Raw genomic sequence first — 23872 nt, forward strand, 5'->3', positions numbered from 1 at the left:
ATACTGCTTTCAATCTTCAATTTTCAATTCTCCATTCTCAATTTTGTACAGGGGGAGGGAATACAGATGCCGGACAACCCGCATATGGGCCATCGACAGCGCATGCTGGACAAATTCCGCCGGTTCGGACTGGAGATTTTCAGCGACCACGAGGTGCTGGAGATGCTGCTGTATTTTGCGGTACGGCAGGGCGACACCAACCCGACAGCACACCGGCTGATGCAGCGGTTTGGTTCACTGCATGCGGTGCTCGAGGCAACCGAGGACGAGCTGCAGACGGTCGAAGGTGTCGGTCCGCGCTCGGCGGAGCTGCTGCACCTGTGCTTTGCCCTGTTTCACCGTTATCAGGCGGATGTGGCGAAAATGGAGCAGTTTACCGATAAACTGAACACCTATGACCGCATTGGCGCGTATTTCGTGCCGCAGCTGTGCGCCGAGCGGGAGGAAGTGCTGCTGGCCGCCTATGTGGATGGCGCGGGGCGTGTGCTCAAGTGCGAGGAGATCGCCCGCGGCGGGCATGCGCGGGTGCAGGTGGACAGCTACAAGATTGCCCGCGGTGCCTTGATGGCCGGTGCGGCAGGCGTTGCGCTGGCGCATAATCATCCGAACGGCACACCGACACCTTCGCAGGAGGATTTTGATATGACTGACCGTCTGCAGCGCACGCTCTCCGAACTGGGTTTGGAGCTGGTCGATCACTGCGTTGTGGCACGCAGCAATTTCACATCTATCGGTCGATTAAGAAGCGGAAGTTTGCGAAAAAGATACTGAGTGGCAAAAAAGGAGGTACGCTCTGTGCCGGAATTTAAGATACACAGCCCCTATCAAATGGCAGGCGATCAGCCGGAGGCGGTAGCCAAACTGGTGGAGGGCATCAACAACGGTCTGACCGAGCAGACGCTGATGGGCGTTACTGGCTCGGGCAAGACGTTCACCATGGCGAACATCATCGAGCAGACCCAGCGCCCGACGCTGGTGCTCGCGCACAATAAAACGCTGGCCGCACAGCTCTGCACCGAGCTGCGCGAATTTTTTCCAGAGAATGCGGTAGAATATTTCGTATCCTACTACGATTATTACCAGCCGGAGGCGTATATCGCCTCGACCGACACCTATATTGAGAAGGATTCCGCCATCAATGACGAAATTGACCGCCTGCGCCACTCTGCGACCTCGGCGCTGAGCGAACGGCGCGATGTTATCATCGTGTCCTCGGTTTCGTGCATTTACTCGCTCGGCGACCCGATAGACTACAAGAGCATGGTCATTTCCATCCGTCCGGGCATGGAGATGAGCCGCGAGGAACTCATCCGTCGACTGATAGACATTCAGTATGAGCGCAACGACATTGCGTTCGAGCGCAACCGCTTCCGCGTGCGCGGCGACACGGTGGAAATCTGGCCGGTATACTCGGATGAGGATGTTGTCCGTATCGAGTTTTTCGGTGATGAGGTGGACCGCATCAGCCGTATTAACCCGCTGACCGGCGTTTCTCTCGGTGAACTGGGGCATATTGCTGTTTTTCCGGCGAGCCATTACGTTACGCCCAAGGAAAAACTGGAGGAAGCCATCAAGGATTTGGAGGAAGAACTCGACAAGCGCGTAAAATACTTCGAGGAAAACGGCAAGCTGATCGAGGCACAGCGCATCGCGCAGCGCACCCGCTACGACATTGAAATGCTGCAGGAGATCGGCTTCTGCTCGGGCGTTGAGAACTATTCGCGCGTGCTGTCGCGGCGTGCGCCGGGAAGTGCGCCGTATACGCTCATCGACTATTTTCCGAAGGATTTCCTGCTCATCGTGGACGAGAGTCATGTGACGCTCCCGCAGGTGCGCGCCATGTACCACGGCGACCGCGCCCGCAAGGAAAGTCTGGTCGAAAACGGCTTCCGCCTGCCGAGCGCGTATGACAACCGCCCGCTCAATTTTGATGAGTTCAACGACCGTTTGAACCAGATTGTGTATGTTTCCGCAACGCCTGCCGAGTACGAGCTGTCGCGCTCGGGGCAGGTGGTCGAGCAGGTCATCCGTCCGACCGGTCTGCTCGATCCGGAGGTCGTTGTCCGTCCGGTTGATGGCCAGATCGACGATCTCATTGGAGAAATCAACGCCCGCACAGCCAAGGGAGAACGGGTTCTGGTCACCACGCTCACCAAGAAAATGGCCGAGGATTTGACCGATTACCTTGAAACCGCAGGCATTAAGGTGCGCTACATGCACCACGATGTTAAGACCATCGAGCGGCAGGAGCTGGTGCGCGATCTGCGTCTCGGCGTGTACGATGTGCTGGTCGGCATAAATCTGCTGCGTGAGGGTCTCGACATTCCCGAGGTGTCGCTCGTTGCCATTCTCGATGCGGACAAGGAGGGTTTTCTCCGGTCGGAGACCTCGCTCATCCAGACCATCGGCCGCGCCGCACGAAACGAGCACGGCATGGTCGTGCTGTATGCAGACAGCATCACGCCCTCGATGAAGCGCGCGATGGACGAGACCGAGCGCCGCCGTGCGCTGCAGGATGCGTTTAATAAGGCACACGGAATTATCCCCAGGTCTGTGCATAAAAAGGTGCAGGATGTTATCGAGATCACCTCGAATGTGCCCTCGAGCAGCAAGAAAAAGCTGCGAAGCAAGGGCGAAAAACAGCAGGAAATCGCCCGCCTGACCCGCCAGATGAAGGAAGCCGCGAAGATGCTCGAGTTTGAGATCGCAGCACAGCTCCGTGATCAGATAAAGGCGTTGGAAAATTGAAAATTGAGAATGGATAATGAGGTACGCCGCTGCGCGGCGATCAATAAACGTGCAAAGCACATCACCACAATTTTCAATTCTCCATTATTTTTGTGATAAGGAAAAATACAATGCAGGAATATATCCATGTAAAAGGTGCCCGAGAGCACAACCTGAAAAACATCGACATCAAGATTCCGCGCGACAAGCTGGTGGTGTTCACCGGCCTGTCCGGCTCGGGCAAATCGTCTCTGGCGTTTGACACAATCTACGCCGAGGGTCAGCGCCGCTACGTTGAATCGCTGTCCAGCTACGCGCGGCAGTTCCTCGGTCAGATGGACAAGCCGGATGTGGACTATATTGACGGTCTTTCGCCCGCCATCTCTATCGACCAGAAGACCACCTCACAGAACCCGCGTTCGACGGTCGGCACGGTCACCGAGATCTACGACTACATGCGCCTGCTGTGGGCGCGCATCGGTACGCCGCACTGTCCGAAATGCGGCAAGGAGATTCACCAGCAGACCATCGACCAGATCATTGACCGGCTGATGGCGCTCGAGGAAAAAACGCGCGTGCAGCTGCTCGCGCCGGTCATCCGCGGCAAAAAGGGCGAGCACGTTAAGGTGTTCGAGAACGCCCGCAAGCAGGGCTATGTCCGCGTGCGCGTGGACGGCGAGATTCACGACCTTTCGGAAGAATTTAAGCTGGCAAAGACCAAAAAGCACAACATCGAGATCGTTGTTGACCGTGTTGTCATCCGTCCGGACGCCCGCGGACGCATTACGGATTCGGTGGAGACCGCCTCGGCGCTGTCCGGCGGTCTGGTGATTGCGGATGTCATTGGCGGCGAACCCATCACGTTCTCGCAGAACTACGCCTGCGACGACTGCGGCATTTCTATCGAAGAGCTTACCCCGAGAATGTTCTCATTCAACAACCCGTACGGTGCGTGCCCGGTGTGCACCGGTCTGGGCATTCAGAAGCGTGTCGATCCCGACCGCGTCATTCCGAACCGCCATCTTTCCATCAAGCAGGGCGCTATCCGCGCCTCCGGCTGGGGGAACGCCGACACGGGCAGCATCGCGGCGATGTACTACAACGCACTCGGCAAAAAGCACGGCTTTACGCTGGAAACGCCCATCGAGGAGTTCTCCGAGCAGGCGCTCGACGAGCTGCTGTACGGCACCGGAGATGAACCGCTCGAGCTGTCGGTCAGCCGCATTTCGGGCGGCGTGATGCGCCAGCCGTTCGAGGGTATCATCCCCAATCTGGAGCGCCGTTACCGTGAGACCAACAGCGAGTGGTCGCGCGGCGAGATTGAAGAAGTGATGAGCGAAAGTCCGTGTCCGGCGTGCCACGGCCGCCGTCTGCGCCCGGAGGTGCTGGCGGTCACGCTCGGCGGACTGAATATCGCGGAGTTTGCGGAAAAGTCGGTCGTCAAGGCGATGGAGTTCCTACACACGCTCAAGCTGACCGAAATGCAGCACAAAATCGGTGACAGAGTAATCAAGGAGATTATGGACCGTCTCGGCTTTTTGCAGTCGGTCGGACTGGAATATCTGACGCTTTCGCGCTCGTCCGGCACGCTTTCCGGCGGCGAGAGCCAGCGCATCCGGCTGGCAACGCAGATTGGCTCATCGCTGATGGGCGTGCTGTATATCCTCGACGAGCCGTCCATTGGTCTGCACCAGCGTGACAACGACAAGCTGCTTGCGACCCTGGGGCGGCTGCGTGACCTCGGCAACACGCTCATCGTGGTCGAGCACGACGAGGACACCATGTTTGCAGCTGACCACATTGTGGATATCGGTCCGGGCGCGGGCCGCAACGGCGGCGAGGTCGTGTTCGAGGGCACGATAGACGAGCTGCTCAAAAGCGACAAATCCATCACCGGACAGTACCTTTCGGGCAAAAAATTCATTCCGGTGCCCGAAATCCGGCGCAAAGGCAACGGCAAGAGCATCACGGTCAAGGGCTGTGCGGTAAACAACCTCAAGCACACGGACTTCACCATCCCGCTCGGCACGCTGACCTGTGTCACGGGTGTTTCTGGCTCGGGCAAGTCCTCGTTTGTCAATGAGATCCTGTATAAGAAGCTGGCCGCTGAGCTCAATGGCGCAAAGACCCGTGCAGGCGCGCACGACGAATTCATCGGCATCGAGAATCTCGACAAGGTCATCGACATTGACCAGTCGCCCATCGGACGTACGCCGCGTTCCAATCCGGCGACCTATACGGGTGTGTTCAACGATATCCGCGACCTGTTTGCCAAAACGGCGGACGCAAAGGCGCGCGGCTACAACGCAAGCCGTTTTTCCTTCAATGTCAAGGGCGGCCGCTGTGAGGCCTGCTCGGGTGACGGCCTGCTCAAAATCGAAATGCACTTTCTGCCGGACGTTTACGTTCCCTGCGATGTGTGCAAGGGGCGCCGCTACAACAAGGAGACGCTCGAGGTGCGCTACAAGGGCAAAAACATCTACGAAGTTCTGGACATGACGGTGGATGAAGCGTGTGAGTTCTTCGCCAACGTGCCCAAGATCGCACGCCGATTGGAGACTATGCGCGAGGTCGGTCTCGGCTATGTTAAGCTGGGGCAGTCCTCCACGACGCTGTCCGGCGGTGAGGCACAGCGCGCCAAGCTGGCTACCGAGCTGTCCAAACGCTCGACCGGCAAGACCATCTATATTCTCGATGAGCCGACCACCGGTTTGCATGTCGCAGATGTCCACAGGCTTGTGGATGTGCTGCAAAAGCTGGTGGACGCAGGCAACACGGTCGTTGTCATCGAGCATAATCTGGACGTGATCAAAACGGCGGACTATATCCTCGATCTCGGTCCCGAGGGCGGCGATGGCGGCGGCCGACTGGTCGTTTCCGGCACGCCGGAGGAGGTTGCACAGTGCAAGGGTTCGTATACCGGACAGTATCTCGGACCGATCCTCGCACGCAAAAACGGCGGAAAACGCGATAAATAAAGTCGAAATGTGTAATAAAACAGGTGTTTCTTAGCGAGACACCTGTTTTTTCTGTATTTGATAAAGATGTTGTGATTTTGGGTGTGTTTTGGTATAATAGTGATAATATAAAATCGGAGTTACTATACGCAGGCGCCGGAAGGCGTGCTGCTGCCGTGACTCAGGAAGGGATCGTTCAATATGAGAGCAAAGCGATGGGTGATCGCCTCGCCGGATACCGAGCGGGTGCGGGTGCTGTCGCGGGAGACCGGCTATACACCGCTGACGGCGGCGGTGCTGTCGGCGCGCGGCATCGACACACCGCAGGCTGCGGCGGATTACCTGAGCTGCGATGCGCGAGGACTGCATGATCCGTTCGGTTTGACCGATATGGATAAGGCAGTCGAGGTCATCCGCGACGTAATAAATCGCGGAGAGAAAATGGTGGTCTACGGTGATTACGACGTGGACGGCATCACGGCAACGTGCACACTGGTGGATTATCTGCGCAGCAAGGGCGCAAAATGTGAATATTACATTCCCAATCGTCTGACGGACGGCTACGGTCTGACTCGTCCGGCGATGGAGCAGCTGTACGAGCAGGGCACGCGCCTGCTCATCACGGTGGACTCGGGCATTACAGCCAACGAGGAGATTGCCGTCGCACGCGAGCTCGGCATGCAGGTCGTCATTACCGACCACCACGAGTGCCACGAAAACCTGCCGGACGCGCAGGCGGTCGTGGACTGCAAGCGGACGGACGATACCTATCCGTTTTCCAGTCTTGCGGGTGTCGGTGTGGCATTCAAGCTGATCTGCGCACTCGAGGGCGACACGCTTTCCGTGCTCGACCGGTATGCCGACCTTGTAGCGCTCGGCACGGTAGCCGATGTCATGCCGATTGTCGGTGAAAACCGCATTATCGTGGCGGAAGGACTGAAAAAGCTGTCCGTGACGGCAAATATCGGTCTGGAAATGCTGCTGCGTGAGGCGGGGATGAAGAACAGGCGGCTGACCTCCTCGACCATCAGCTATGTGCTTGCGCCGCGCATCAACGCGGCGGGCCGCATGGGCAAGGCCGAACTGGCAGCAGAGCTGTTTCTGACGAAAGATCCGATACGCGCACAGGCGCTTGCCGCCGAGCTTTGCGAGCAGAACAAGCTGCGCCAGAGCGAGGAGAACAAGATACTCGAGCAGACGCTCACACGCCTGCGCCGCGAATACAACCCGCTTGAGGATAAAATTATCGTGCTGGCCGGAGAAGGCTGGCATCAGGGCGTTATCGGCATTGTGTGCTCGCGCCTGTGCGACCGCTACGGCTGTCCGGTCGTGCTCATCTCGGTGGACGAGGACGGCGTAGGCAAGGGCTCCGGCCGCTCGATCGGCAGCTTCAATCTGTTTGAGGCGCTCACCTCGTGTGAGGACCTGTTCGAGCGCTACGGCGGTCATGCGCTTGCCGCAGGACTGACCGTGCAGGCAGACAGGATCGAAGAACTCCGCATGCGCCTGCGCAAGTACGCGGAAACGCATGTCACCATGGCGGAGCTCGTTCCGCAGCTGCACATCGACTGCATGGTGCAGCCGGAGTGGCTGACGCAGGAGAACATCGAATCTCTGGGCGTACTCGAGCCGTACGGCATGAAAAACGCAGAGCCTGTGTTCTGCATGAAGAACATGACCGTTGAGGAGATTACGCCGCTGTCCAGCGACCGGCACGTTCGTCTGTCGCTCATCAAGGACGGCAAGCGTTTTTCCGCAATCTGGTTCGGCATCGGTGCGGGCGGTCTCGGCTTTGTCGAGGGCAACACCGTGGATGCCGCCTTTCATCTGGAGATCAACGAATTTCGAGGCCGCCGTTCGGTGCAGCTGACCATCTGCGATGTGCAGCTGAGTGACTGTGAGCATCTGGCAGATCAGAAGATTCTCAATCTGTATAATACACTTATGCAGGACGGCCCGCTCACCGCAAGGGAAGCGCGTCTGCTCCTGCCCGACCGCAAGGATCTGGTTGCTGTCTGGCGGCATGTGACCTGCCGCGCGGAGGACGGACGGCTTTCCGTACCGGATGGGGCACTTTCCCGCCGGGTTGCGTGGGAAAGCCGACGCGACATTAACATCGGCAAGCTGTTTGTCTGTCTGGACGTTTTTCAGGAGTCCGGACTCATCAGCTATCATTTTAAGGAAGGCATGCTCAATATTTTGCTCAAACCCTACGAGGGCAAGGCCGATATTTCCGGATCGGTTGTCCTTGCCACATTGCAAAGTATGGCGGGGTGACACGAATGGGGGAAGGATCTATGCAAACGAAACTGGATTTTTTGATCGAACGCGTACAAAAACAAAACCCGCAGGCGAATATCAAGAAGATTCGCGCGGCATACGAATGTGCGGCCAAGGCACATGAGGGACAGAAGCGCCGCAACGGTGAGCCGTATATCATTCATCCGGTCGCTGTCGCCGAGATCGTTGTGGAGATGGGTCTGGATACGGATTCCATCTGTGCAGCGCTGCTGCATGACTGCATTGAGGACACCGAGTTCGGCTACAAGGAGATCGAAAACAAATTCGGCACGCCGGTCGCGGAGCTGGTGGACGGCGTAACCCGACTGGGCATGCTGCGCTACTCCAAGGAGCAGGAGCAGTTCGAGGACCTGCGAAAGATGTTCCTCGCCATGGCGAAGGATATCCGCGTTATCCTCATCAAGCTGGCCGACCGACTGCACAATGCCCGCACCTTCCAGTTCCTGCCTGAGCGCAAGCAGCGCGACAAGGCACTGGAAACGATGGAGATTTACGCGCCGATCGCGCACCGTCTCGGCATGAGCCGCATCAAGTGGGAGCTTGAGGATCTGTCGCTGAAGGTTCTCGACCCCATCGGCTACAACGAGATTGTGGAAGGCTTAAAGGCCCAGAGTGAGCAGCACGAGGAATTCCTGCAGGGCATTCAGGACCGCATCAGCACCAAGCTGAAGGAAGCGAACATCCACAACGCAATTTCGGCCCGCGTCAAGCATATTTACTCCATCTACCGCAAAATGTATGCCCAGCACAAGACCATCAACGAGATCTATGATATCTGCGCCGTGCGCGTCATTGTCGATACCGTGGCGGACTGCTACAACGTGCTCGGCTACGTCCACGACCTGTACAAGCCGATTCCGGGCCGCTTCAAGGACTATATCTCCACACCGAAGCCGAACGGCTATCAGTCGCTGCATACGACGGTCATCGGCCGAGCGGGCATCCCGTTTGAGGTGCAGATTCGTACCGTAGAGATGCATAAAATGGCGGAATACGGTGTTGCGGCACACTGGAAGTACAAGCAGGGTCTGGATAAGAAGGGCAACGAGGAAGCGTTCGCGTGGATTCGCCAGCTGCTTGAAGCCCAGCAGGACACCGAGGCCGAGGACTTTATCAAAAACATCAAGGTTGACCTGTTCGCGGACGAGGTATTTGTCTTTACGCCCAAGGGCGATGTGGTCAACATGCCGGCAGGCGCAACGCCGATCGACCTTGCGTATGCGATTCACTCGGCAGTCGGCAACCGCATGACCGGCTGCAAGCTGAACGGCCGTATCGCACCGATCGACAGCCAGCTGAAAAACGGCGATATCGTTGAGATCCTGACCTCCAAGGAGGCACACGGTCCGAGCCGTGACTGGGTGAAGATCGTCAAGACCACCGAGGCGCGCAACAAGATCAAGCAGTGGTTCAAGAAGGAATGCCGCGAGGAAAATATCGTCAACGGCAAGGAGGATCTTGACCGCGAGCTGCGTGCCAACCTGCTGTATAACGGCTTCTATGAGAACGAAGAGGTGCAGAAGAACACGCTCAACAAGTTCTCGTTCAACACAGTCGATGAGCTGTACGCGGCCATCGGCTACGGCGGCATTATGCTGACCAAGGTCATCAATAAGGTCAAGGACGATGTCGGCAAGCTGCGCCGTCAGCGCGAGCAGGCCGAGCGTGCCGCGCATCCGCAGAACGAGCAGCAGCAGCGCCGCCAGAATAAATCCAGCGACGGTGTTGTTGTCGAAGGCATTGATAACTGCCTGGTCAAGTTTGCGCGCTGCTGTACGCCAATTCCGGGCGATGAGATCGTCGGCTTTGTCACCCGCGGCTACGGTGTTTCCATCCATCGCCGCGACTGCGTGAATGTCCATATCGAGGAAGAACCCGACCGCTGGGTCCGTGCCTGGTGGGATGAGGATATGGCGGCCAATGCCGGTCATGTCAATAAGTTCTCCACCGGTCTGCAGATTTCCACGCGCAACCGTATCGGCGTGCTGAGCGATGTAACGCTGGCGTTTGCCTCGAGTAAGATCAACGTTCATGAGATTTCCGCACGCGACCTCAACGACGGCTACGGCGTGATCAACGCCATGGTTGACGTCACGAGCGTCCATCAGCTGGATAATATGATCAGCCGCCTGCGTTCCATCAAGGGCGTTGTCGATGTGACCAGAACGGTCGATACCAACTGAGAATAGGTAGGAGTGAGGAGGTAGGAGATAGGAGTTATTCGATAGGTGTAATTCGCAGGTGCGGTCTGTAGTCACCAAGCAAACGAGTTGTGCGGCACTGTCATCCTCCAGAGGACCCTCTCTTGCCCTTTGGGCAATTCACCTTGTGCCGCACTCTGCGTAGACTAACTGACCTGTGTAGCAGTCCACTATCTGTGAACTGCGAACAGGCGGAGAAAGACACGCTGCGGTAACCCGACTGCCGTTCCCCTTTTCGGAGCGGTCGCCGTTCTCCGATTTCCACCAGACCAACAAATAAAGGAAACTGGAGTCCCAAGAGGATAGAAACCATTGGTGTCTATCCTTTTGGCCTCTCAGCCAAAAGTTGGCTCCTATTCTAACATCTTTAGCAAACGATTAAATTAAAATGAAATGAGGAAATAACTATGCGGGCGCTGGTACAGCGAGTCTCCCACGCGTCGGTGACGATCGACGGCAGGATTCACGGACAGATCGGACAGGGCTTCCTTGTCCTGCTCGGCATCACAGACGGTGATACCGTGGACGATGCGGTTTATCTGGCCGATAAAACAGTTAAAATGCGTGTATTCACGGACGAAAACGACAAAATGAACCGCTCACTCGCGGATGTCGGCGGCGGTCTGCTCATCGTGTCGCAGTTCACGCTCTACGGTGACTGCCGCAAGGGCAACCGCCCGAGCTTCACGAGCGCTGCCCGTCCGGAGACCGCCATCCCGCTGTATGAAGCATTCATCGCGCGCTGCCGCGAGAGCGGCCTGCCGGTCGAGACCGGCGAGTTCGGCGCGGATATGAAGGTTGACCTGCTCAATGACGGACCGGTCACCTTGTGGATGGACACCAAAGATATGCGGAAATAATTGGTGATGAGTAATTGAGGTATCGCGCACAGCGCGATGATTAAAATGGCAGCGAAGCTGCCTACCGCAATTCCTAACCACTAATTTCCTGAAAGGATATTACTATGAAATTGTTGCAGCTTTGTGTGGGCATGGTCCGCACGAATTGTTACATTGTATATGACGAAGCAACCCGCGAAGCCGCGGTGATCGATCCGGGCGACAATGCCAAGTCGATTTTGCACGCGGTAAACGAGGAACAGCTGAATGTCAGATATGTGCTGCTGACGCACGCGCATTTTGACCACATTCTGGCGGCGCACGAGGTACTCGAAGCCACCGGCGCACAGTATGTTGTGCCGGAGAAGGACACCTGGCTGCTGAGCCGCGACAACATGGGACAGTTCCGCGGGCTGGCGCGCAATTATGTGCAGGATACGCCAGATATTCTCGCGAATGAGGGCACCGAGGTGACGTTCGGCGGCATGACCGCGACCTACATGGCAACGCCCGGTCACACACCCGGCTCGTCCGTCATCAGGATCGGCGACTGCCTGTTCACCGGCGATACGCTGTTCCGTCACGAGTGCGGCCGCTGCGACCTTGAGGGCGGCGATTTCTCCGCCATGCTGCGCTCTTTGAAGCGTCTGCATGACCTCGACGGCGATTACAAGGTATTCCCCGGTCACGAGGGCATTTCTACGCTGAACGAGGAACGCGCATACAATCCGTATATGCTGCAGGCGATGGGAAAATGATCTATACACTGGAAAATCACGAACTGAAACACGCGGTAGAGGAAATGCTGTTTCATCTGCTGCCGACTGAAACGCTGAGCAGGGCAGATTCGGTCGAGCAGCTTACCGAGCCGTACTGCCGCAGCATTTTGACCGAGGAGAACGGCGAAGCCGCCGCGCGTGCGATCGTCTGCATGGACGGCGCAGTGCATGAGGCGGAAAAGCGCGCGTCCGTTACCGGACTGGCAACGCTGGACTACAAGCGCACCATCACCGAACTGGTGAAAACGACCGTGTACGACGCGGCCGTGCCGTTTCTGCCGCAGGCTCCGGTCTGGGGCAGCCTGACCGGCGTGCGTCCGGCCAAGCTGGCGCGCGGCATGATCGAGCGCGGCATGACGCGCGGCGAGGCGGCGGTCGAGCTGCGCGAGCACTTTCATGTTTCGCCGGAGCGCACGGCGTTGACCATCCGCGCGGCCGCAACCGCGATGGAGATGGACAAGACCATCGGTGAAAACGATATTTCGCTGTACGTCGGTATTCCGTTCTGTCCGTCGAGGTGTTATTACTGCTCGTTCGTATCGGCAACCACGGCACAGTCCGGTAAACTCATCGAGCCGTATCTGGACACGCTCTGCCGCGAGATCGAGGAGACCGCCGCGCTCGTCCGCGCAGCGGGCAAGCAGGTGCAGAGCGTCTACATCGGCGGCGGTACACCGACCACGCTGGACGAGCATCAGCTGGCACGGCTGCTGTCGGCGCTCGAAAATCACTTTGATTTTTCGCATTTGCGCGAATATACTGTAGAAGCGGGCCGTCCGGATACCATCACACCGGAAAAGCTGCGCGTGCTCAAAAGCGCGGGCGTTGGCCGCGTGAGCATCAACCCGCAGAGCATGAATGACGCCGTTCTGGCTGCAATCGGCAGAAAACACGGCTCGGCAGACGTGCTCCGCGCGTTTGACGAGGCGCGGCAGGCGGGCTTTGACGAGATCAACATGGATCTGATCGCCGGTCTGACCGGAGACACTGCCGAGACTTTTGCACAGACTGTGGATACTTTGCTGAATCTTTCGCCGGAGAATATCACGGTGCACACGCTTGCCATCAAGCGCGGCGCGGATCTGACCGATAAGGCGGCTGCCGCCGCACAGCGCGAGACCGTTTCTCAAATGCTGGACGGTGCCGCGCATGCACTGCAGAACGCAGGCTACGGCCCGTATTATCTCTACCGGCAGAAATTTATGGCAGGCGGCTTCGAGAACGTCGGCTGGTGCAAGCCGGGCACCGAATGCTTCTACAACGTGAGCATGATGGAGGAGCTGCAGACCATTCTGTCGCTCGGTGCAGGCGGTGTTTCCAAGCGTGTCGTGCGCGAGACCGGCTGGATTGAGCGCGCGAACAATCCGAAATATCCGCTTGAGTACATTCAGGCGGCAGACAGACTGGCCAACGGCAAGAAAAAGCTGCTGTTCCCCAAGAAATAATCAGGATAGGGAAATGAGTGAGTAATTCCGTAAGAAGGGACTGTCTATGGCAGAATACACACTGAAATACATCAATTACCGCGCCGAATGCGACGCGGAAGCCTTTGTGAACGACTGCGAGGAGCACTATCATCGTCAGCTGCATCTGGTGGCTGACCAGATCGCCGCGAACTGCAAGCGCAAGCCGGTCGTGCTGCTCAACGGTCCGTCCTCATCGGGCAAGACCACCACGAACGACCGTCTGGGCCGCATTCTCGAGCTGGCGGGCATTCACGCGCACATGATTTCGATGGACGACTATTACCGTACCTCGGGCACCTACGACATTCCGTTTGACGAGGAAAACGGCGTCAATGACCTCGAAAGTCCGGAGTGCATGGATCTGGATCTGCTCCGCGACCACCTGACGCGTCTGGTGGCAGGCGAGGAAATCATGGTGCCGCGCTTTGATTTTGAAACGCGCACCTCGCATCGCAACGACCGTCCGGTGCAGCTGCATAAGGACGAAATTGTGATGATCGAGGGCATTCACGCGTTCAATCCGGTCATCATGGGCGATCTGGAGAAGCATGCGACAAGCGTCTATCTTTCGGTGGCGAGTGTGCTGTTTACGGACCGCAACGTCCGCGTTGAGCCGCACATGCTGCGCTTTCTGCGCCGTGCCATGCGCGACAGCCTGTTCCGCAGCTCGCCGGTGGAGTACACCTTAAAGCAGTGGAACTCGGTGCGGAGAGGCGAGAGACTGTATATTTCGCCGTACCGCGGGCAGGCTGATCTTACGGTGGACACCTATCTGCCGTATGAGACCAACATCCTCATGCAGTACCTGAGCGAAAAGTTGCAGGGCGAGGAAAAAATGCTCGAGCAGGCCGACCTTGCACCGCTCAGCGCGATTCTGGATAAGGTTTCGCCGATCGACTACAAGCCGTATATGCCGGAGGATTCGGTTCTGCATGAGTTTATCGGCTGAAAAGTGTCCGGATTCTTGCTTTTTGGCAGGGTATGAAGTATAATGGCAATACCACATAATTGAAACTGCGGCGTTTTGCGGAAATTTTCCCGCAAATCGCCCTTGTTCCATTACGCAATATTACCATGAGACCGGAAACGGAGACATTCCGTCGGAAGGAGCGACAAGCTATGGATATGAAAATGCAGGCGTTTCTCGATAAGGTAAAGGACATGGCGGATAAGACCGGCAAGGTCTCACGTCATGCGGCAGGCGTAGCCGGCAAAAAGGCGAACGACCTTGCACTGGCGACCCGCATCAATCTGCAGATTTTCGATCTGAATACCGAGTGCGAAGCACTGTACAAGGAAATCGGCAAGCTGGTGTACGATCTGCACCGCGGTGCAGAGGTCACCAACGAGGAAATGGACGAAAAGATGGCGCAGGTCGATGCCAAGCAGGAAAAGCTGGCCGCGCTGCGCGACAAGCTGGCGGAAATGCGCTCGGTAACGGCGTGCCCGCACTGCGGCAAACCGTGCGGCAGGGATGACGCATATTGCTCGTCCTGCGGTGCAGAGCTGTAACATAATACGGTTTGATGCATCATATTGTAATATCGGGCAAGGGCAGCTATGCCCATTCTGATCAAAGGAAGGGGCGTACGGCGTTTGCAGCGTAAAAAACAGAATTTCATTCAGGGTGCGTTCATTTTGATGCTGGCCAGTCTGCTGGTCAAGGTGATTGGCGCATTCTTCCAGATACCGCTGCTCAACATGATCGGCGGCAAGGATTCGCCGGCGTTCGGCATGTTCAGCGCGGCGTACCGCGTGTACACGGCGATGCTGATGATCTCGACCGTCGGTGTTCCGGCGGCGCTGGCGAAAATGGTCGCAGAGGCCACAGCCCGCGGCAGAGAACATGAGGTGCGGCGTACCGTCCGTGTGGCGGGAAGCATTTTCATTCCGCTCGGCGCGGTCTGCTCGGTCGTGCTGTTCCTCGGCGCGGGCACGTTTGCATCCTGGATCAAGAGCGCGGATTCCCGGCTGGCGGTTATGGCCATCGCACCGAGCGTGCTGATGGTTGCTGTTCTGGCGGTGTTCCGCGGCTACTATCAGGGCCGCTCGAATATGGTGCCGACGGCGGTTTCGCAGGTGATCGAGTCACTCGGCAAGCTGTTTATCGGTCTTGGACTGGCGTATTACGCGGTTCAGCATAACTTTTCCGATCAGGCAGTCGCGGCAATGACCGTCCTCGGCGTTACCATCGGCGAGGTGGCTGCCGCTGTTTACATGCTCATTCAAGGTGCGATCACGCATCGCAGCAGCTTGGCGGTGCACGCGCTGGACGACAGCGCGCGCCCAGCGGGCCAACTGGCGAAAACGCTGCTCAGTCTGTCCATCCCGATCACGATCAGCTCAGCGGTTATGAGTCTGACCGACCTGATCGACGTGGCGCTGATTTCCACGCGTCTGCAAAGTCCGGCGGTCGGCATGACGGCAAGAGAAGCAATGTCCACCTACGGCATTTACACCGGTCAGGCCATCAACTTCTTCAACCTGCCGCAGACGCTCATCACCGCACTGGCGGTCAGCGTGCTGCCGACTATCGCAAGCGCACGCGCAGCGGGCAACCATGCCAAGGTTTCCAAAACACTGGGTACCACGCTGCGTATGACGGTTATCATCACCCTGCCGGCCGGCGCGGGCTTCATCATGCTCGCCGGACCGATCCTGCGCATGCTGTACTCGCAGGGCACGGAGCTTGGCGGTGTGCTCATGGGTCTGCTCGGCTTTGCCGTACCGGCGGCGGCACTTGTGGCTGTCACCAACTCGACGCTGCAGGCGTTCGGCCGCATTGACTTGCCGCTTGTCTCGATGTTTGCAGGCGCGGTTGTCAAAATGCTCGGCGACTATTTTCTCATCGGCAATCCGGCGCTGAATATCATGGGTGCGCCCATCAGTACGGCGCTCTGCTACTGGCTGATCGCGGTCATCAACCTGTTCCATATCAGGCGTTTGACGGGTTCGCTGCCGCCGATCGGAAAAACGGTCTGCCGTCCGCTGGCGGCCACCATCGGCATGGGTGCGGCGATTTTCATTGTGCAGCGCGTGCTGAACGGTGCGTTGAACGCGGCGCCCGGAACCATGCTTGACAAGCTGATCACGCTCGCGTGCATCGGCGTGGCGGTTGTCGTGTATGCCGTTCTGCTGCTCGCGCTCGGTGCAGTCGAGCGGGATGATGTTCTGCTGCTGCCCAAGGGCGAGAAAATCGCAGATATTTTACATCTAAAGTAATCAGGAAGTGCAAAAATGGTTGATTTTGAAATAAAGGATTGTTACAAGTTCGATGATCTGCTTCGCATTATGGAAATCCTGCGCGCGCCGGACGGCTGCATGTGGGACCGTGAGCAGGATCATCATTCCATCCGCCGCAACTTCATCGAGGAGACCTACGAGGTCTGCGAAGCCATCGACGACGAGGACACCGAGCATATGAAGGAAGAGCTTGGCGATGTTCTGCTGCAGGTGGTATTCCACACCCAGATGGAGAAGGAAAAGGGCACATTCGACATCGACGATGTGGCAGACGGCATCTGCAAAAAGCTGATCTTCCGTCATCCGCATATCTTCGGCAATGTCGAGGTCGCCTCGTCCGAGGAGGTCCTCAGGAACTGGGATGACCTCAAGCGCAAGGAGAAGCATCAGGAGACCGATACGCAGGCGCTCGAAAGCGTAGCAAAGAGCCTGCCGAGTCTGATCCGTGCAGAAAAGCTGCAGAAGAAGGCGGCAAAGGTCGGCTTTGACTGGGATAACGTGAAGGATGCACTTGACAAGGTGCAGGAGGAGCTTGACGAGGTTCGCCGTGCCATCGACGGCGACGGCGATCCGGAGGAGGAGATTGGCGACCTGCTGTTCGCGTCCGTCAACGTGGCACGTCACCTGAAGATCGACCCGGAGGCTGCCGCCGAAAAGACCTGCAACAAGTTTGTCAGCCGCTTTGCGGAGATGGAGCGTCAGGCGACTGCCGCAGGCAAAAAGCTGGCTGACCTGTCCCTTTCCGAACTGGACGCACTGTGGGACAGCGCAAAGCATGAGGAACACGCATAAGGAGCAAAACCATGAAGAAAAGCGAACTGGTGACGCTGGTTGCAGAAAAGACCGGCTTTTCCAAGAAGGATACCGAAAAGACGATCGACACCGTGTTTACCGCCATTGCGGATATCATGGCAGCCGGTGACAAGCTGCAGATCAGCGGCTTCGGCACGTTTGAGACCAAGGAGCGCGCAGCACGCACAGGACACAATCCGCGTACCGGCGAGGAGATCAATATTGCAGCGGCCACTATGCCGGTGTTCAAGCCGGGCAAAGTTTTGAAGGATAAGGTAGACGGAAACAAGTGAGATTAGACAAGTATTTGAAGGTATCCCGCCTGATCAAGCGCCGCACGGTGGCGAATGATGCATGCGATGCAGCGCGCATCACGGTCAACGGCAAGCCGGCCAAGGCTTCATATCAGGTGAAGATCGGCGACGTGATCGAGATCGCATTCGGTCAGCGCACGATGAAGGTGGAAGTGCTGAATATCGCGGAGCATACGCTCAAGGCAGATGCGTCCGCGCTGTATAAAGAACTGTAAACCGAACATAACGTATCCCGCTCTCGCATATATTGCAGAGCGGGATACTTTTTTGCAGTCAGGAGGGGAGTTATATGGCACAGGAGGAACGAAGCCGTGAAATGCCGCACAGTGTCATTCTGGAGGGGAGAGAGAAGCTGACCATTTCCGGTGTGACCGATGTGCACAGCTTTGATGAGGAACAGGTGCTGCTCGAAACCGTGCGGGGCATGCTGGTCGTGCGCGGTCAGGGACTGCATGTAGAGCGGCTGCAGCTCGAGGCCGGAGAGCTGATCATTCAGGGTGAGATCGGCCTGCTTGAGTACGACGACAGCGTGCAGCCGCGCGACAGCCTGTTCCGGCGGATATTCGGCGGGTGAGCGGCCATGCCGGTGTTTACGAACAGCCAGCAGGTCACGCTCGTGCTGCAAAGCCTGCTGCTCGGTGTCGGGATCGGGGCGGTGTATGACATGCTGCGGGCACTGCGTCTGCATTTCCGGTGCGGATGGGCAGGGGCGGCGCTGCTCGATACATTGTTCTGGGCGATCGTGCTGGCGGCCTTATTCGAGTTCGGACTGATCGCGGCCGCCGGTCAGCCGCGCGGCTTTGTGCTCTTAACGGCGGCAGGCGGCATGGGATTGTACTTTGCAGCGCTGAGCGAAACCGTGCTGGAGGTGCTTATGAGGCTCCTGCAGGTGCTTGCAAAGCTGAGACGCGCCGTATACGGCCTGCGGATGCACTGTCAAACGGTGGTAAAACAGCGGTGCAGTCCGGTAAAAATTCGGTTTTTGACGAAAAAATTTGAAAAAGACTCTTTTCTTTTTCGCAAAAAAGGTATAAAATAAAACTTGTATCAGTCTGACGCGCAAGCAAACGATATGAGGTGAGCAGATGACAAGGCGCACGCGGATGATCCTTATCAGGGCAGCGGTAGTGGTGTTTCTGCTTTACGCGGTCGTCAATGTGGTAAACCTGCGCACGCAGATCAAGAGCAAGCGGGATGAACTCGCGTCTCTGACGTTGCGGGTGGAGGAATATCAGAAGGCGAACGAGACGCTCCGGCAGGAAATGCAAAGCGGCATTTCCGAGGAGGATATCGGAGAGATGGCGCGGACAGAACTGGGCTATGCGGAACCGGGCGAGCGTATTTTTGTAGATACGTCCAGCCGGTAAAAGGGAAATAATAACGGAGGCAAAACAGCTTATATGGATTTGGCAGTGGGAGCAATCGTAGAGGGCAAGGTAACCGGCATCACCAAGTTTGGTGCATTCGTTGCGCTGCCCGAAGGCAAGTCGGGTATGGTGCATATTTCGGAGGTCGCTTCGACTTTCGTAAATGACATCAAGGATTTCCTGCAGGAGGGCCAGCAGGTCAAGGTAAAGATCATCAATATTGATCAGGCAGGCCGTATCAATCTGTCGATCAAGAAGGCGCAGCCGCAGGAGCCGCGTCAGCCGAGACAGGAGCGCCGTGAGGGCGGCTTTGCGCCGCGTCAGCCGCGTTTCCAGCGTTCGTCTGCACCGCGCGGACGTGTGCAGCAGGCACCGAAGGACCCGTCCACGATGAGCTTTGAGGATAAGCTGAAGGCGTTTATGTCGGACAGTGAAAGCCGTCAGGCCGATGTGCGCCACGCAACCGATCGAAAGAACGGTTCGCGCCGCCGCAGATAAAGAAGAAAACCGAGGGAAACCTCGGTTTTGCTTTTATATGCCGGTGCACGAAGCGTCGGCAGGGCTTTTCGGCACTGGCTGTCCGGTGCACATGAACTGCGTAAGCGTGTTCGCCCCCTGACGGGCGGTGCGTTTTTCGCTGAGATTCAGCGGGAGTTTGCCTGCCCGGCATAGCTTGTGCTGGAAAAGTAACGAAATCCTGCTTTTATGCAAAAAAAAGCGCGCTCTTCCTTGCGAAAGAGCGCCAAAAGTAGGATTGTGGGGATAAAGATATGAACGGTGCATGGCGGCTTTCCCAACCGCCATAATAAATATACCATAAATTACCACACTTGTCAACAGTTTTTGGAAGAGGTTTTCCATGAATCAAACACTGATCAAAAATATCAACATTTGGACGATGGACGAGCGTGATTCCCGCTTTTTCGGATGGATTCTGCTCGAAAACGGCAGAATTGCCTCGATGGGCGAGGGAGAAACGCCGGACTGCGAAAACGTCATAGACGGCGAGGGCGGCGTGCTGACACCCGGCCTGATTGACATTCACTCGCACATCGGTCTGTACGAGGACGGTCTCGGCTTTGAGGGCGCGGACGGCAACGAGGACACCGATCCGGCGACGCCGCACCTGCGTGCACTGGACGGCGTCAACCCGTTCGACCGCAGCTTCCGCGAGGCACTTGAGGCCGGTGTGACAGCTGCCGCAGTCAGCCCGGGCAGCGCAAACCCCATCGGCGGACAGATTGCGCTGCTCAAGACGGCAGGCCGCCGTGTGGACGACATGATTCTCAAAGCGCCGCTGGCGATCAAGTTCGCGCTGGGCGAGAACCCGAAGTCGGTCTATCACGACAAGGACGAAACGCCGGTCACGCGCATGGCGACCGCGGGCATCATCCGCGAGGAGCTGTACAAGGCGAAGGAGTATTTCTCACGCAAGGCGCGTGCGGAGAACGACCCGGACCAGGACGAGCCGGATTTCGACATCAAGATGGAAGCGCTGCAGCCGCTTCTCTGGGGCAAGGCTGAGGCACATTTTCACGCGCACCGTGCGGATGACATTTTCACTGCGCTGCGTATTGCGAAGGAGTTCGGTCTGCGGGCGGTTATCATTCACGGCACGGAGGCGCATCTTGTGGCCGATCTGCTGGCCGAGGAGCACGTTCCGGTGGTCAGCGGTCCGTACATGACCGACCGTTCCAAGCCGGAGATCCGCAACCTGTCGGATGCCGCGCCCGGACTGCTGTGCAAGGCCGGAATCGAAACTGCTATTACGGTCGATCATCCGGAAATTCCGCTGCGGCTGCTGCCGATGGCGCTTATGCTGGCGGTGCGCGCGGGTATGGATAAAACGGATGCGCTGCGCGCTGTCACTTCGGTACCCGCGAAAATTGCGGGCATGCAGGACAGAATCGGCAGCCTGAAAACCGGTCTGGATGCAGACTGTGTGCTGTGGAGCGGGGACCCGCTGGATATTGCAACTCAGGTGCAGGCTGTTTTTGTAAACGGCGCACCGGAATATAGGAGGACAAAATGAGGACGATTGAGGTTTCGGAAGTAACCAAGCTAGTGCGTCAGCTGTGCATTGATGCCAACTACTATCTGCCTGCAGATCTGCGGCAGGCGTTCGTGGATGGTCAGAACGCGGAGGAGTCTCCGCTCGGCAAGACCATCTTCGGTGAAATGATCGCCAACTGCGACCTTGCACGCGAGAACAACGTGCCGGTCTGTCAGGATACGGGCATGGCGATCGTGTTCGCGGAGATCGGTCAGGACGTGCATCTGACCGGCGGCTCGTTCGAGGATGCAGTCACCGAGGGTGTCCGCCGCGGCTACATTGACGGCTATCTGCGCCTGTCGGTGGTCGGTGATCCGCTGCGCCGCGAAAACACCAACGACAACACGCCGTGTATCCTGTACACCTCGGTCGTTCCGGGTGACAAGGTGAAGATCACGGTGGCACCGAAGGGCTTCGGCTCGGAGAATATGACCCAGATGAAGATGTTCACGCCTGCCGCTACCAAGGCGCAGATTGTGGATTTTATCGCGGATGCGTGCATCCATGCGGGCTCCAACCCGTGCCCGCCGATCGTTATCGGTGTCGGTCTGGGCGGCACGAGCGATAAGGCGGCATATCTCGCCAAGCGTGCGCTGCTGCGTCCGGTCGATCAGCACAACGCCGATCCGCTGTACGCCGAGATGGAGCAGCAGATTCTCGATAAGGTCAACGCATCCGGTGTCGGCCCGCAGGGACTCGGCGGCACGGTTACCGCTCTTGCGTGCGCCATTGAGCCGTTCGGCACGCATATCGCCGGTCTGCCGTGCGTGGTTAATATTTCCTGCCATGTTACCCGTCACGCAGAGGGCGAGCTGTAAGCAACCTTGACAAGAGATTGTAAAACATCTTGGGAAATATGCTGAACAAATTGTGAACTTCTGAAAAATTGTTGGACAAGTTGCATAGGTTGTGCTATACTGAAGATAGCAAAAACCCAATACCGTTTCCGCCACACCACGGCGGCCGCGGATAAAGCCATCAAAGGCGGTTTACGCCTGTTAGGAGATGATTTTATGATGTTCACTATCGTCGAAAGAAAAATCAAGATCGAGGACGAGCTGCGCCAGTACGCACTGCGTAAGGTAGAAAAGCTGGATCGCTACTTCCAGCAGGATTCGGATACCACGCTTACATTCAGCGAGCTGCGCGGCAAGCAGACGGTCGAGATCACGGTGCGTCAGGTTGGTCTGGTTGTCCGCGCCGAGGAAACGACGACTGATATGTATGCTTCCGTAGACGGTGCCATCAGCAGTATCGAGCGCCAGATCCGCAAGCATAAGACCCGTCTGGAGAAGCGCCTGCGTGAGGGCGCATTCGACAAGATGGCAGAGCAGAAGGCCGCACTGACCGAGGAGGATTTCGATGTAGTACGCCGCAAGCGCTTCGACGTAAAGCCGATGAGCGTGGACGAGGCTATCCTGCAGATGAACCTGCTTGACCACCAGTTCTACTTCTTCCGCAACGCCGACAACGACAATATCCACGCCGTTGTTTACAAGCGTGCGGCAGGCGGTTACGGTCTGATCGAGGGCGAGGAATAATTCGTTGAAAAGCACGCTTTTCAACGAGTAGAATATGCCGAACAATGTTCGGACATATCCAAAGAGAAAATCAGCGCGTCGCTATGCGGCACACTGATTTCCTCACTTGTATAAAAACCGTGATACATGCTCCCGGTTTTTATGGATTTTATAAATAAAATCCGATTAAAAATGCACTGCGTGCAAAATACATAAAAGAGCCGGCGGCATATGCCGCCGGCTTTTTTGAGCCACAGGGAGAAAATAAATGAATTTATGTGATATTGAGACAATCCGAGCGGTTCTGGGCCGTCATGGCTTCCATTTTTCCAAATCGCTCGGACAGAACTTTCTGACGGACGAGAGCGTGCCGCGCCGCATTGCGGAGATGAGCGGCGCTGCCGACTGCGGCAACGCGATCGAGGTAGGTCCCGGCATGGGCTGCCTGTCGGCGGAGCTGTGCAGGCGTGCGGATAAGGTCGTAGCGGTCGAGCTGGACCGTGCGCTCATGCCGGTTCTGGCAGAGACGCTTGCGGATTACGATAACTTCGAGGTCGTGCACGGCGATGTGCTCGAAACCGACCTTGCCGCGCTCTGCAAGGAGAAATTCGGTGACGAAAAGGCGATCGCGTGCGCCAATCTGCCGTATTACATCACCACACCGGCGATTACGGCGCTGCTTGAGAGCGGCGCGTTCGAGCAGGTGACGGTCATGGTGCAGAAGGAGGTCGCGCAGCGCATCTGTGCAGAGCCGGGCACGGCGGCGTACTCGGCGTTCTCGATTTATGTGCAGTACCACGCCAAGGCGGAAATTTTGTTTGATGTTCCGGCGGACTGCTTTGTGCCCAGACCCAAGGTGGATTCGGCGGTGCTCAAGCTCGTGCCGCTCGACAAGCCGGCGGTTGAGACCAAGGACGAAAAGCTGTTCTTTTCCCTCGTGCGCGCAGCCTTCAATATGCGTAGAAAGACACTCGTGAACGCGCTCGGTCCGGTGCTCGGCTCGTCGATGAGCAAGGAGGAGATCACCGCACTCGTAGAAGCAGCCGGTCTGGATACCCGTGTTCGCGGTGAGCGGCTCAGCCTCGCGGAGTATGCGAAACTGGCAGATCTCGCGGCGGAAAAACTGCAGTAAATTTTGATTTGTGGGTTTAATCAACCTGTACAGGCTATCGTAGGGGCGGACCAGTGTGTCCGCCCTTTTCCGTGGATGGCGATCGGTCAGATTAGGGCGCACACATTAGTGCGCTCCTACGGAACGTGTGCCGTTGGTGTTAATTGGTGCAAACCGGAGAGAAACGGCGGGATGCCCCCAT

22 protein-coding genes are annotated in these 23872 nt (G+C 57.3%); all 22 read left to right on the forward strand.

Going from position 1 to position 23872, the window contains the following annotated elements:
- Window positions 1–66: 66 nt before the first annotated feature.
- On the forward strand, window positions 67–771 hold the full coding sequence (locus PG722_RS03520; protein WP_117489438.1) for a JAB domain-containing protein: 705 nt from the start codon (window positions 67–69) through the stop codon (window positions 769–771).
- Window positions 772–828: 57 nt separating this feature from the next.
- Window positions 829–2748: an excinuclease ABC subunit UvrB gene (gene uvrB / locus PG722_RS03525; protein ID WP_442867824.1), complete on the forward strand. Its 1920-nt coding sequence runs from the start codon at window positions 829–831 to the stop codon at window positions 2746–2748.
- A gap of 110 nt (window positions 2749–2858) precedes the next feature.
- Window positions 2859–5705 (forward strand): excinuclease ABC subunit UvrA, encoded by a 2847-nt coding sequence (uvrA, locus tag PG722_RS03530; RefSeq protein WP_270579672.1) that lies wholly within the window; start codon window positions 2859–2861, stop codon window positions 5703–5705.
- 180 nt (window positions 5706–5885) lie between these two features.
- Window positions 5886–7961 carry a single-stranded-DNA-specific exonuclease RecJ gene (gene recJ, locus PG722_RS03535; protein WP_270579673.1) on the forward strand — a complete coding sequence of 692 codons (2076 nt, stop codon included), beginning with the start codon at window positions 5886–5888 and terminating at the stop codon, window positions 7959–7961.
- Between the two features lie 20 nt (window positions 7962–7981).
- Window positions 7982–10168 carry a RelA/SpoT family protein gene (locus tag PG722_RS03540; RefSeq protein WP_110435252.1) on the forward strand — a complete coding sequence of 729 codons (2187 nt, stop codon included), beginning with the start codon at window positions 7982–7984 and terminating at the stop codon, window positions 10166–10168.
- A gap of 425 nt (window positions 10169–10593) precedes the next feature.
- Window positions 10594–11046, forward strand: coding sequence for a D-aminoacyl-tRNA deacylase (gene dtd, locus PG722_RS03545; RefSeq protein WP_117492555.1), 453 nt, complete (start codon window positions 10594–10596; stop codon window positions 11044–11046).
- Window positions 11047–11150: 104 nt separating this feature from the next.
- Window positions 11151–11783, forward strand: a complete 633-nt coding sequence (locus PG722_RS03550) for an MBL fold metallo-hydrolase (RefSeq protein ID WP_118478250.1) — start codon at window positions 11151–11153, stop codon at window positions 11781–11783.
- Window positions 11780–13249 (forward strand): coproporphyrinogen dehydrogenase HemZ, encoded by a 1470-nt coding sequence (gene hemZ, locus PG722_RS03555; protein ID WP_270579674.1) that lies wholly within the window; start codon window positions 11780–11782, stop codon window positions 13247–13249. The genes PG722_RS03550 and hemZ overlap by 4 nt, the downstream gene beginning before the upstream one ends.
- A 46-nt stretch (window positions 13250–13295) precedes the next feature.
- Window positions 13296–14219, forward strand: coding sequence for a uridine kinase family protein (locus tag PG722_RS03560; protein ID WP_270579675.1), 924 nt, complete (start codon window positions 13296–13298; stop codon window positions 14217–14219).
- A gap of 170 nt (window positions 14220–14389) precedes the next feature.
- Window positions 14390–14782 (forward strand): hypothetical protein, encoded by a 393-nt coding sequence (locus PG722_RS03565; protein ID WP_118478256.1) that lies wholly within the window; start codon window positions 14390–14392, stop codon window positions 14780–14782.
- Between the two features lie 84 nt (window positions 14783–14866).
- Window positions 14867–16492, forward strand: coding sequence for a putative polysaccharide biosynthesis protein (locus tag PG722_RS03570; RefSeq protein WP_270579676.1), 1626 nt, complete (start codon window positions 14867–14869; stop codon window positions 16490–16492).
- Window positions 16493–16507: 15 nt separating this feature from the next.
- Window positions 16508–17305 carry a nucleoside triphosphate pyrophosphohydrolase gene (gene mazG / locus PG722_RS03575; RefSeq protein ID WP_110435245.1) on the forward strand — a complete coding sequence of 266 codons (798 nt, stop codon included), beginning with the start codon at window positions 16508–16510 and terminating at the stop codon, window positions 17303–17305.
- An 11-nt stretch (window positions 17306–17316) separates the two neighbouring features.
- Window positions 17317–17598, forward strand: coding sequence for an HU family DNA-binding protein (locus tag PG722_RS03580; protein ID WP_110435244.1), 282 nt, complete (start codon window positions 17317–17319; stop codon window positions 17596–17598).
- Window positions 17595–17834, forward strand: a complete 240-nt coding sequence (locus tag PG722_RS03585) for an RNA-binding S4 domain-containing protein (protein ID WP_116704678.1) — start codon at window positions 17595–17597, stop codon at window positions 17832–17834. Before PG722_RS03580 ends, PG722_RS03585 begins: the two co-directional genes overlap by 4 nt.
- Before the next feature lie 74 nt (window positions 17835–17908).
- On the forward strand, window positions 17909–18193 hold the full coding sequence (gene yabP / locus PG722_RS03590) for a sporulation protein YabP (protein WP_110435242.1): 285 nt from the start codon (window positions 17909–17911) through the stop codon (window positions 18191–18193).
- Window positions 18194–18199: 6 nt separating this feature from the next.
- Window positions 18200–18658 carry a spore cortex biosynthesis protein YabQ gene (yabQ, locus tag PG722_RS03595; protein WP_119195000.1) on the forward strand — a complete coding sequence of 153 codons (459 nt, stop codon included), beginning with the start codon at window positions 18200–18202 and terminating at the stop codon, window positions 18656–18658.
- 46 nt (window positions 18659–18704) lie between these two features.
- A complete protein-coding gene (locus tag PG722_RS03600; RefSeq protein WP_110435240.1) occupies window positions 18705–18986 on the forward strand; it encodes an FtsB family cell division protein in 282 nt (93 codons plus the stop codon).
- A gap of 33 nt (window positions 18987–19019) precedes the next feature.
- Window positions 19020–19484: a S1 RNA-binding domain-containing protein gene (locus tag PG722_RS03605; protein ID WP_110435239.1), complete on the forward strand. Its 465-nt coding sequence runs from the start codon at window positions 19020–19022 to the stop codon at window positions 19482–19484.
- 361 nt (window positions 19485–19845) lie between these two features.
- Window positions 19846–21018, forward strand: a complete 1173-nt coding sequence (locus PG722_RS03610; RefSeq protein WP_270579678.1) for an amidohydrolase — start codon at window positions 19846–19848, stop codon at window positions 21016–21018.
- A complete protein-coding gene (locus PG722_RS03615) occupies window positions 21015–21857 on the forward strand; it encodes a fumarate hydratase (RefSeq protein WP_110435236.1) in 843 nt (280 codons plus the stop codon). The genes PG722_RS03610 and PG722_RS03615 overlap by 4 nt, the downstream gene beginning before the upstream one ends.
- Before the next feature lie 195 nt (window positions 21858–22052).
- Window positions 22053–22580, forward strand: a complete 528-nt coding sequence (gene hpf, locus PG722_RS03620) for a ribosome hibernation-promoting factor, HPF/YfiA family (RefSeq protein ID WP_118761109.1) — start codon at window positions 22053–22055, stop codon at window positions 22578–22580.
- A gap of 247 nt (window positions 22581–22827) precedes the next feature.
- Window positions 22828–23691 (forward strand): 16S rRNA (adenine(1518)-N(6)/adenine(1519)-N(6))-dimethyltransferase RsmA, encoded by an 864-nt coding sequence (gene rsmA / locus PG722_RS03625; protein ID WP_270579679.1) that lies wholly within the window; start codon window positions 22828–22830, stop codon window positions 23689–23691.
- The last annotated feature ends 181 nt before the right edge of the window (window positions 23692–23872 follow it).

This window comes from Butyricicoccus sp. OF27-2pH9A (assembly GCF_027693185.1).
Classification (GTDB): Bacteria; Bacillota; Clostridia; order Oscillospirales; family Butyricicoccaceae; genus Agathobaculum; species Agathobaculum butyriciproducens.

Bases quoted from the DNA above. Each gene is read 5' to 3' on its own strand.
- uvrA (WP_270579672.1), top strand. From the start codon at position 2,859: ATGCAGGAATATATCCATGTAAAAGGTGCCCGAGAGCACAACCTGAAA.
- PG722_RS03540 (WP_110435252.1), top strand. From the start codon at position 7,982: ATGCAAACGAAACTGGATTTTTTGATCGAACGCGTACAAAAACAAAAC.
- PG722_RS03520 (WP_117489438.1), top strand. From the start codon at position 67: ATGCCGGACAACCCGCATATGGGCCATCGACAGCGCATGCTGGACAAA.
- yabP (WP_110435242.1), top strand. From the start codon at position 17,909: ATGGCACAGGAGGAACGAAGCCGTGAAATGCCGCACAGTGTCATTCTG.
- hemZ (WP_270579674.1), top strand. From the start codon at position 11,780: ATGATCTATACACTGGAAAATCACGAACTGAAACACGCGGTAGAGGAA.
- PG722_RS03610 (WP_270579678.1), top strand. From the start codon at position 19,846: ATGAATCAAACACTGATCAAAAATATCAACATTTGGACGATGGACGAG.
- PG722_RS03565 (WP_118478256.1), top strand. From the start codon at position 14,390: ATGGATATGAAAATGCAGGCGTTTCTCGATAAGGTAAAGGACATGGCG.
- PG722_RS03605 (WP_110435239.1), top strand. From the start codon at position 19,020: ATGGATTTGGCAGTGGGAGCAATCGTAGAGGGCAAGGTAACCGGCATC.
- dtd (WP_117492555.1), top strand. From the start codon at position 10,594: ATGCGGGCGCTGGTACAGCGAGTCTCCCACGCGTCGGTGACGATCGAC.
- hpf (WP_118761109.1), top strand. From the start codon at position 22,053: ATGATGTTCACTATCGTCGAAAGAAAAATCAAGATCGAGGACGAGCTG.
- PG722_RS03580 (WP_110435244.1), top strand. From the start codon at position 17,317: ATGAAGAAAAGCGAACTGGTGACGCTGGTTGCAGAAAAGACCGGCTTT.
- yabQ (WP_119195000.1), top strand. From the start codon at position 18,200: ATGCCGGTGTTTACGAACAGCCAGCAGGTCACGCTCGTGCTGCAAAGC.
- PG722_RS03560 (WP_270579675.1), top strand. From the start codon at position 13,296: ATGGCAGAATACACACTGAAATACATCAATTACCGCGCCGAATGCGAC.
- mazG (WP_110435245.1), top strand. From the start codon at position 16,508: ATGGTTGATTTTGAAATAAAGGATTGTTACAAGTTCGATGATCTGCTT.
- PG722_RS03615 (WP_110435236.1), top strand. From the start codon at position 21,015: ATGAGGACGATTGAGGTTTCGGAAGTAACCAAGCTAGTGCGTCAGCTG.
- recJ (WP_270579673.1), top strand. From the start codon at position 5,886: ATGAGAGCAAAGCGATGGGTGATCGCCTCGCCGGATACCGAGCGGGTG.
- PG722_RS03600 (WP_110435240.1), top strand. From the start codon at position 18,705: ATGACAAGGCGCACGCGGATGATCCTTATCAGGGCAGCGGTAGTGGTG.
- uvrB (WP_442867824.1), top strand. From the start codon at position 829: ATGGCAGGCGATCAGCCGGAGGCGGTAGCCAAACTGGTGGAGGGCATC.
- PG722_RS03550 (WP_118478250.1), top strand. From the start codon at position 11,151: ATGAAATTGTTGCAGCTTTGTGTGGGCATGGTCCGCACGAATTGTTAC.
- rsmA (WP_270579679.1), top strand. From the start codon at position 22,828: ATGAATTTATGTGATATTGAGACAATCCGAGCGGTTCTGGGCCGTCAT.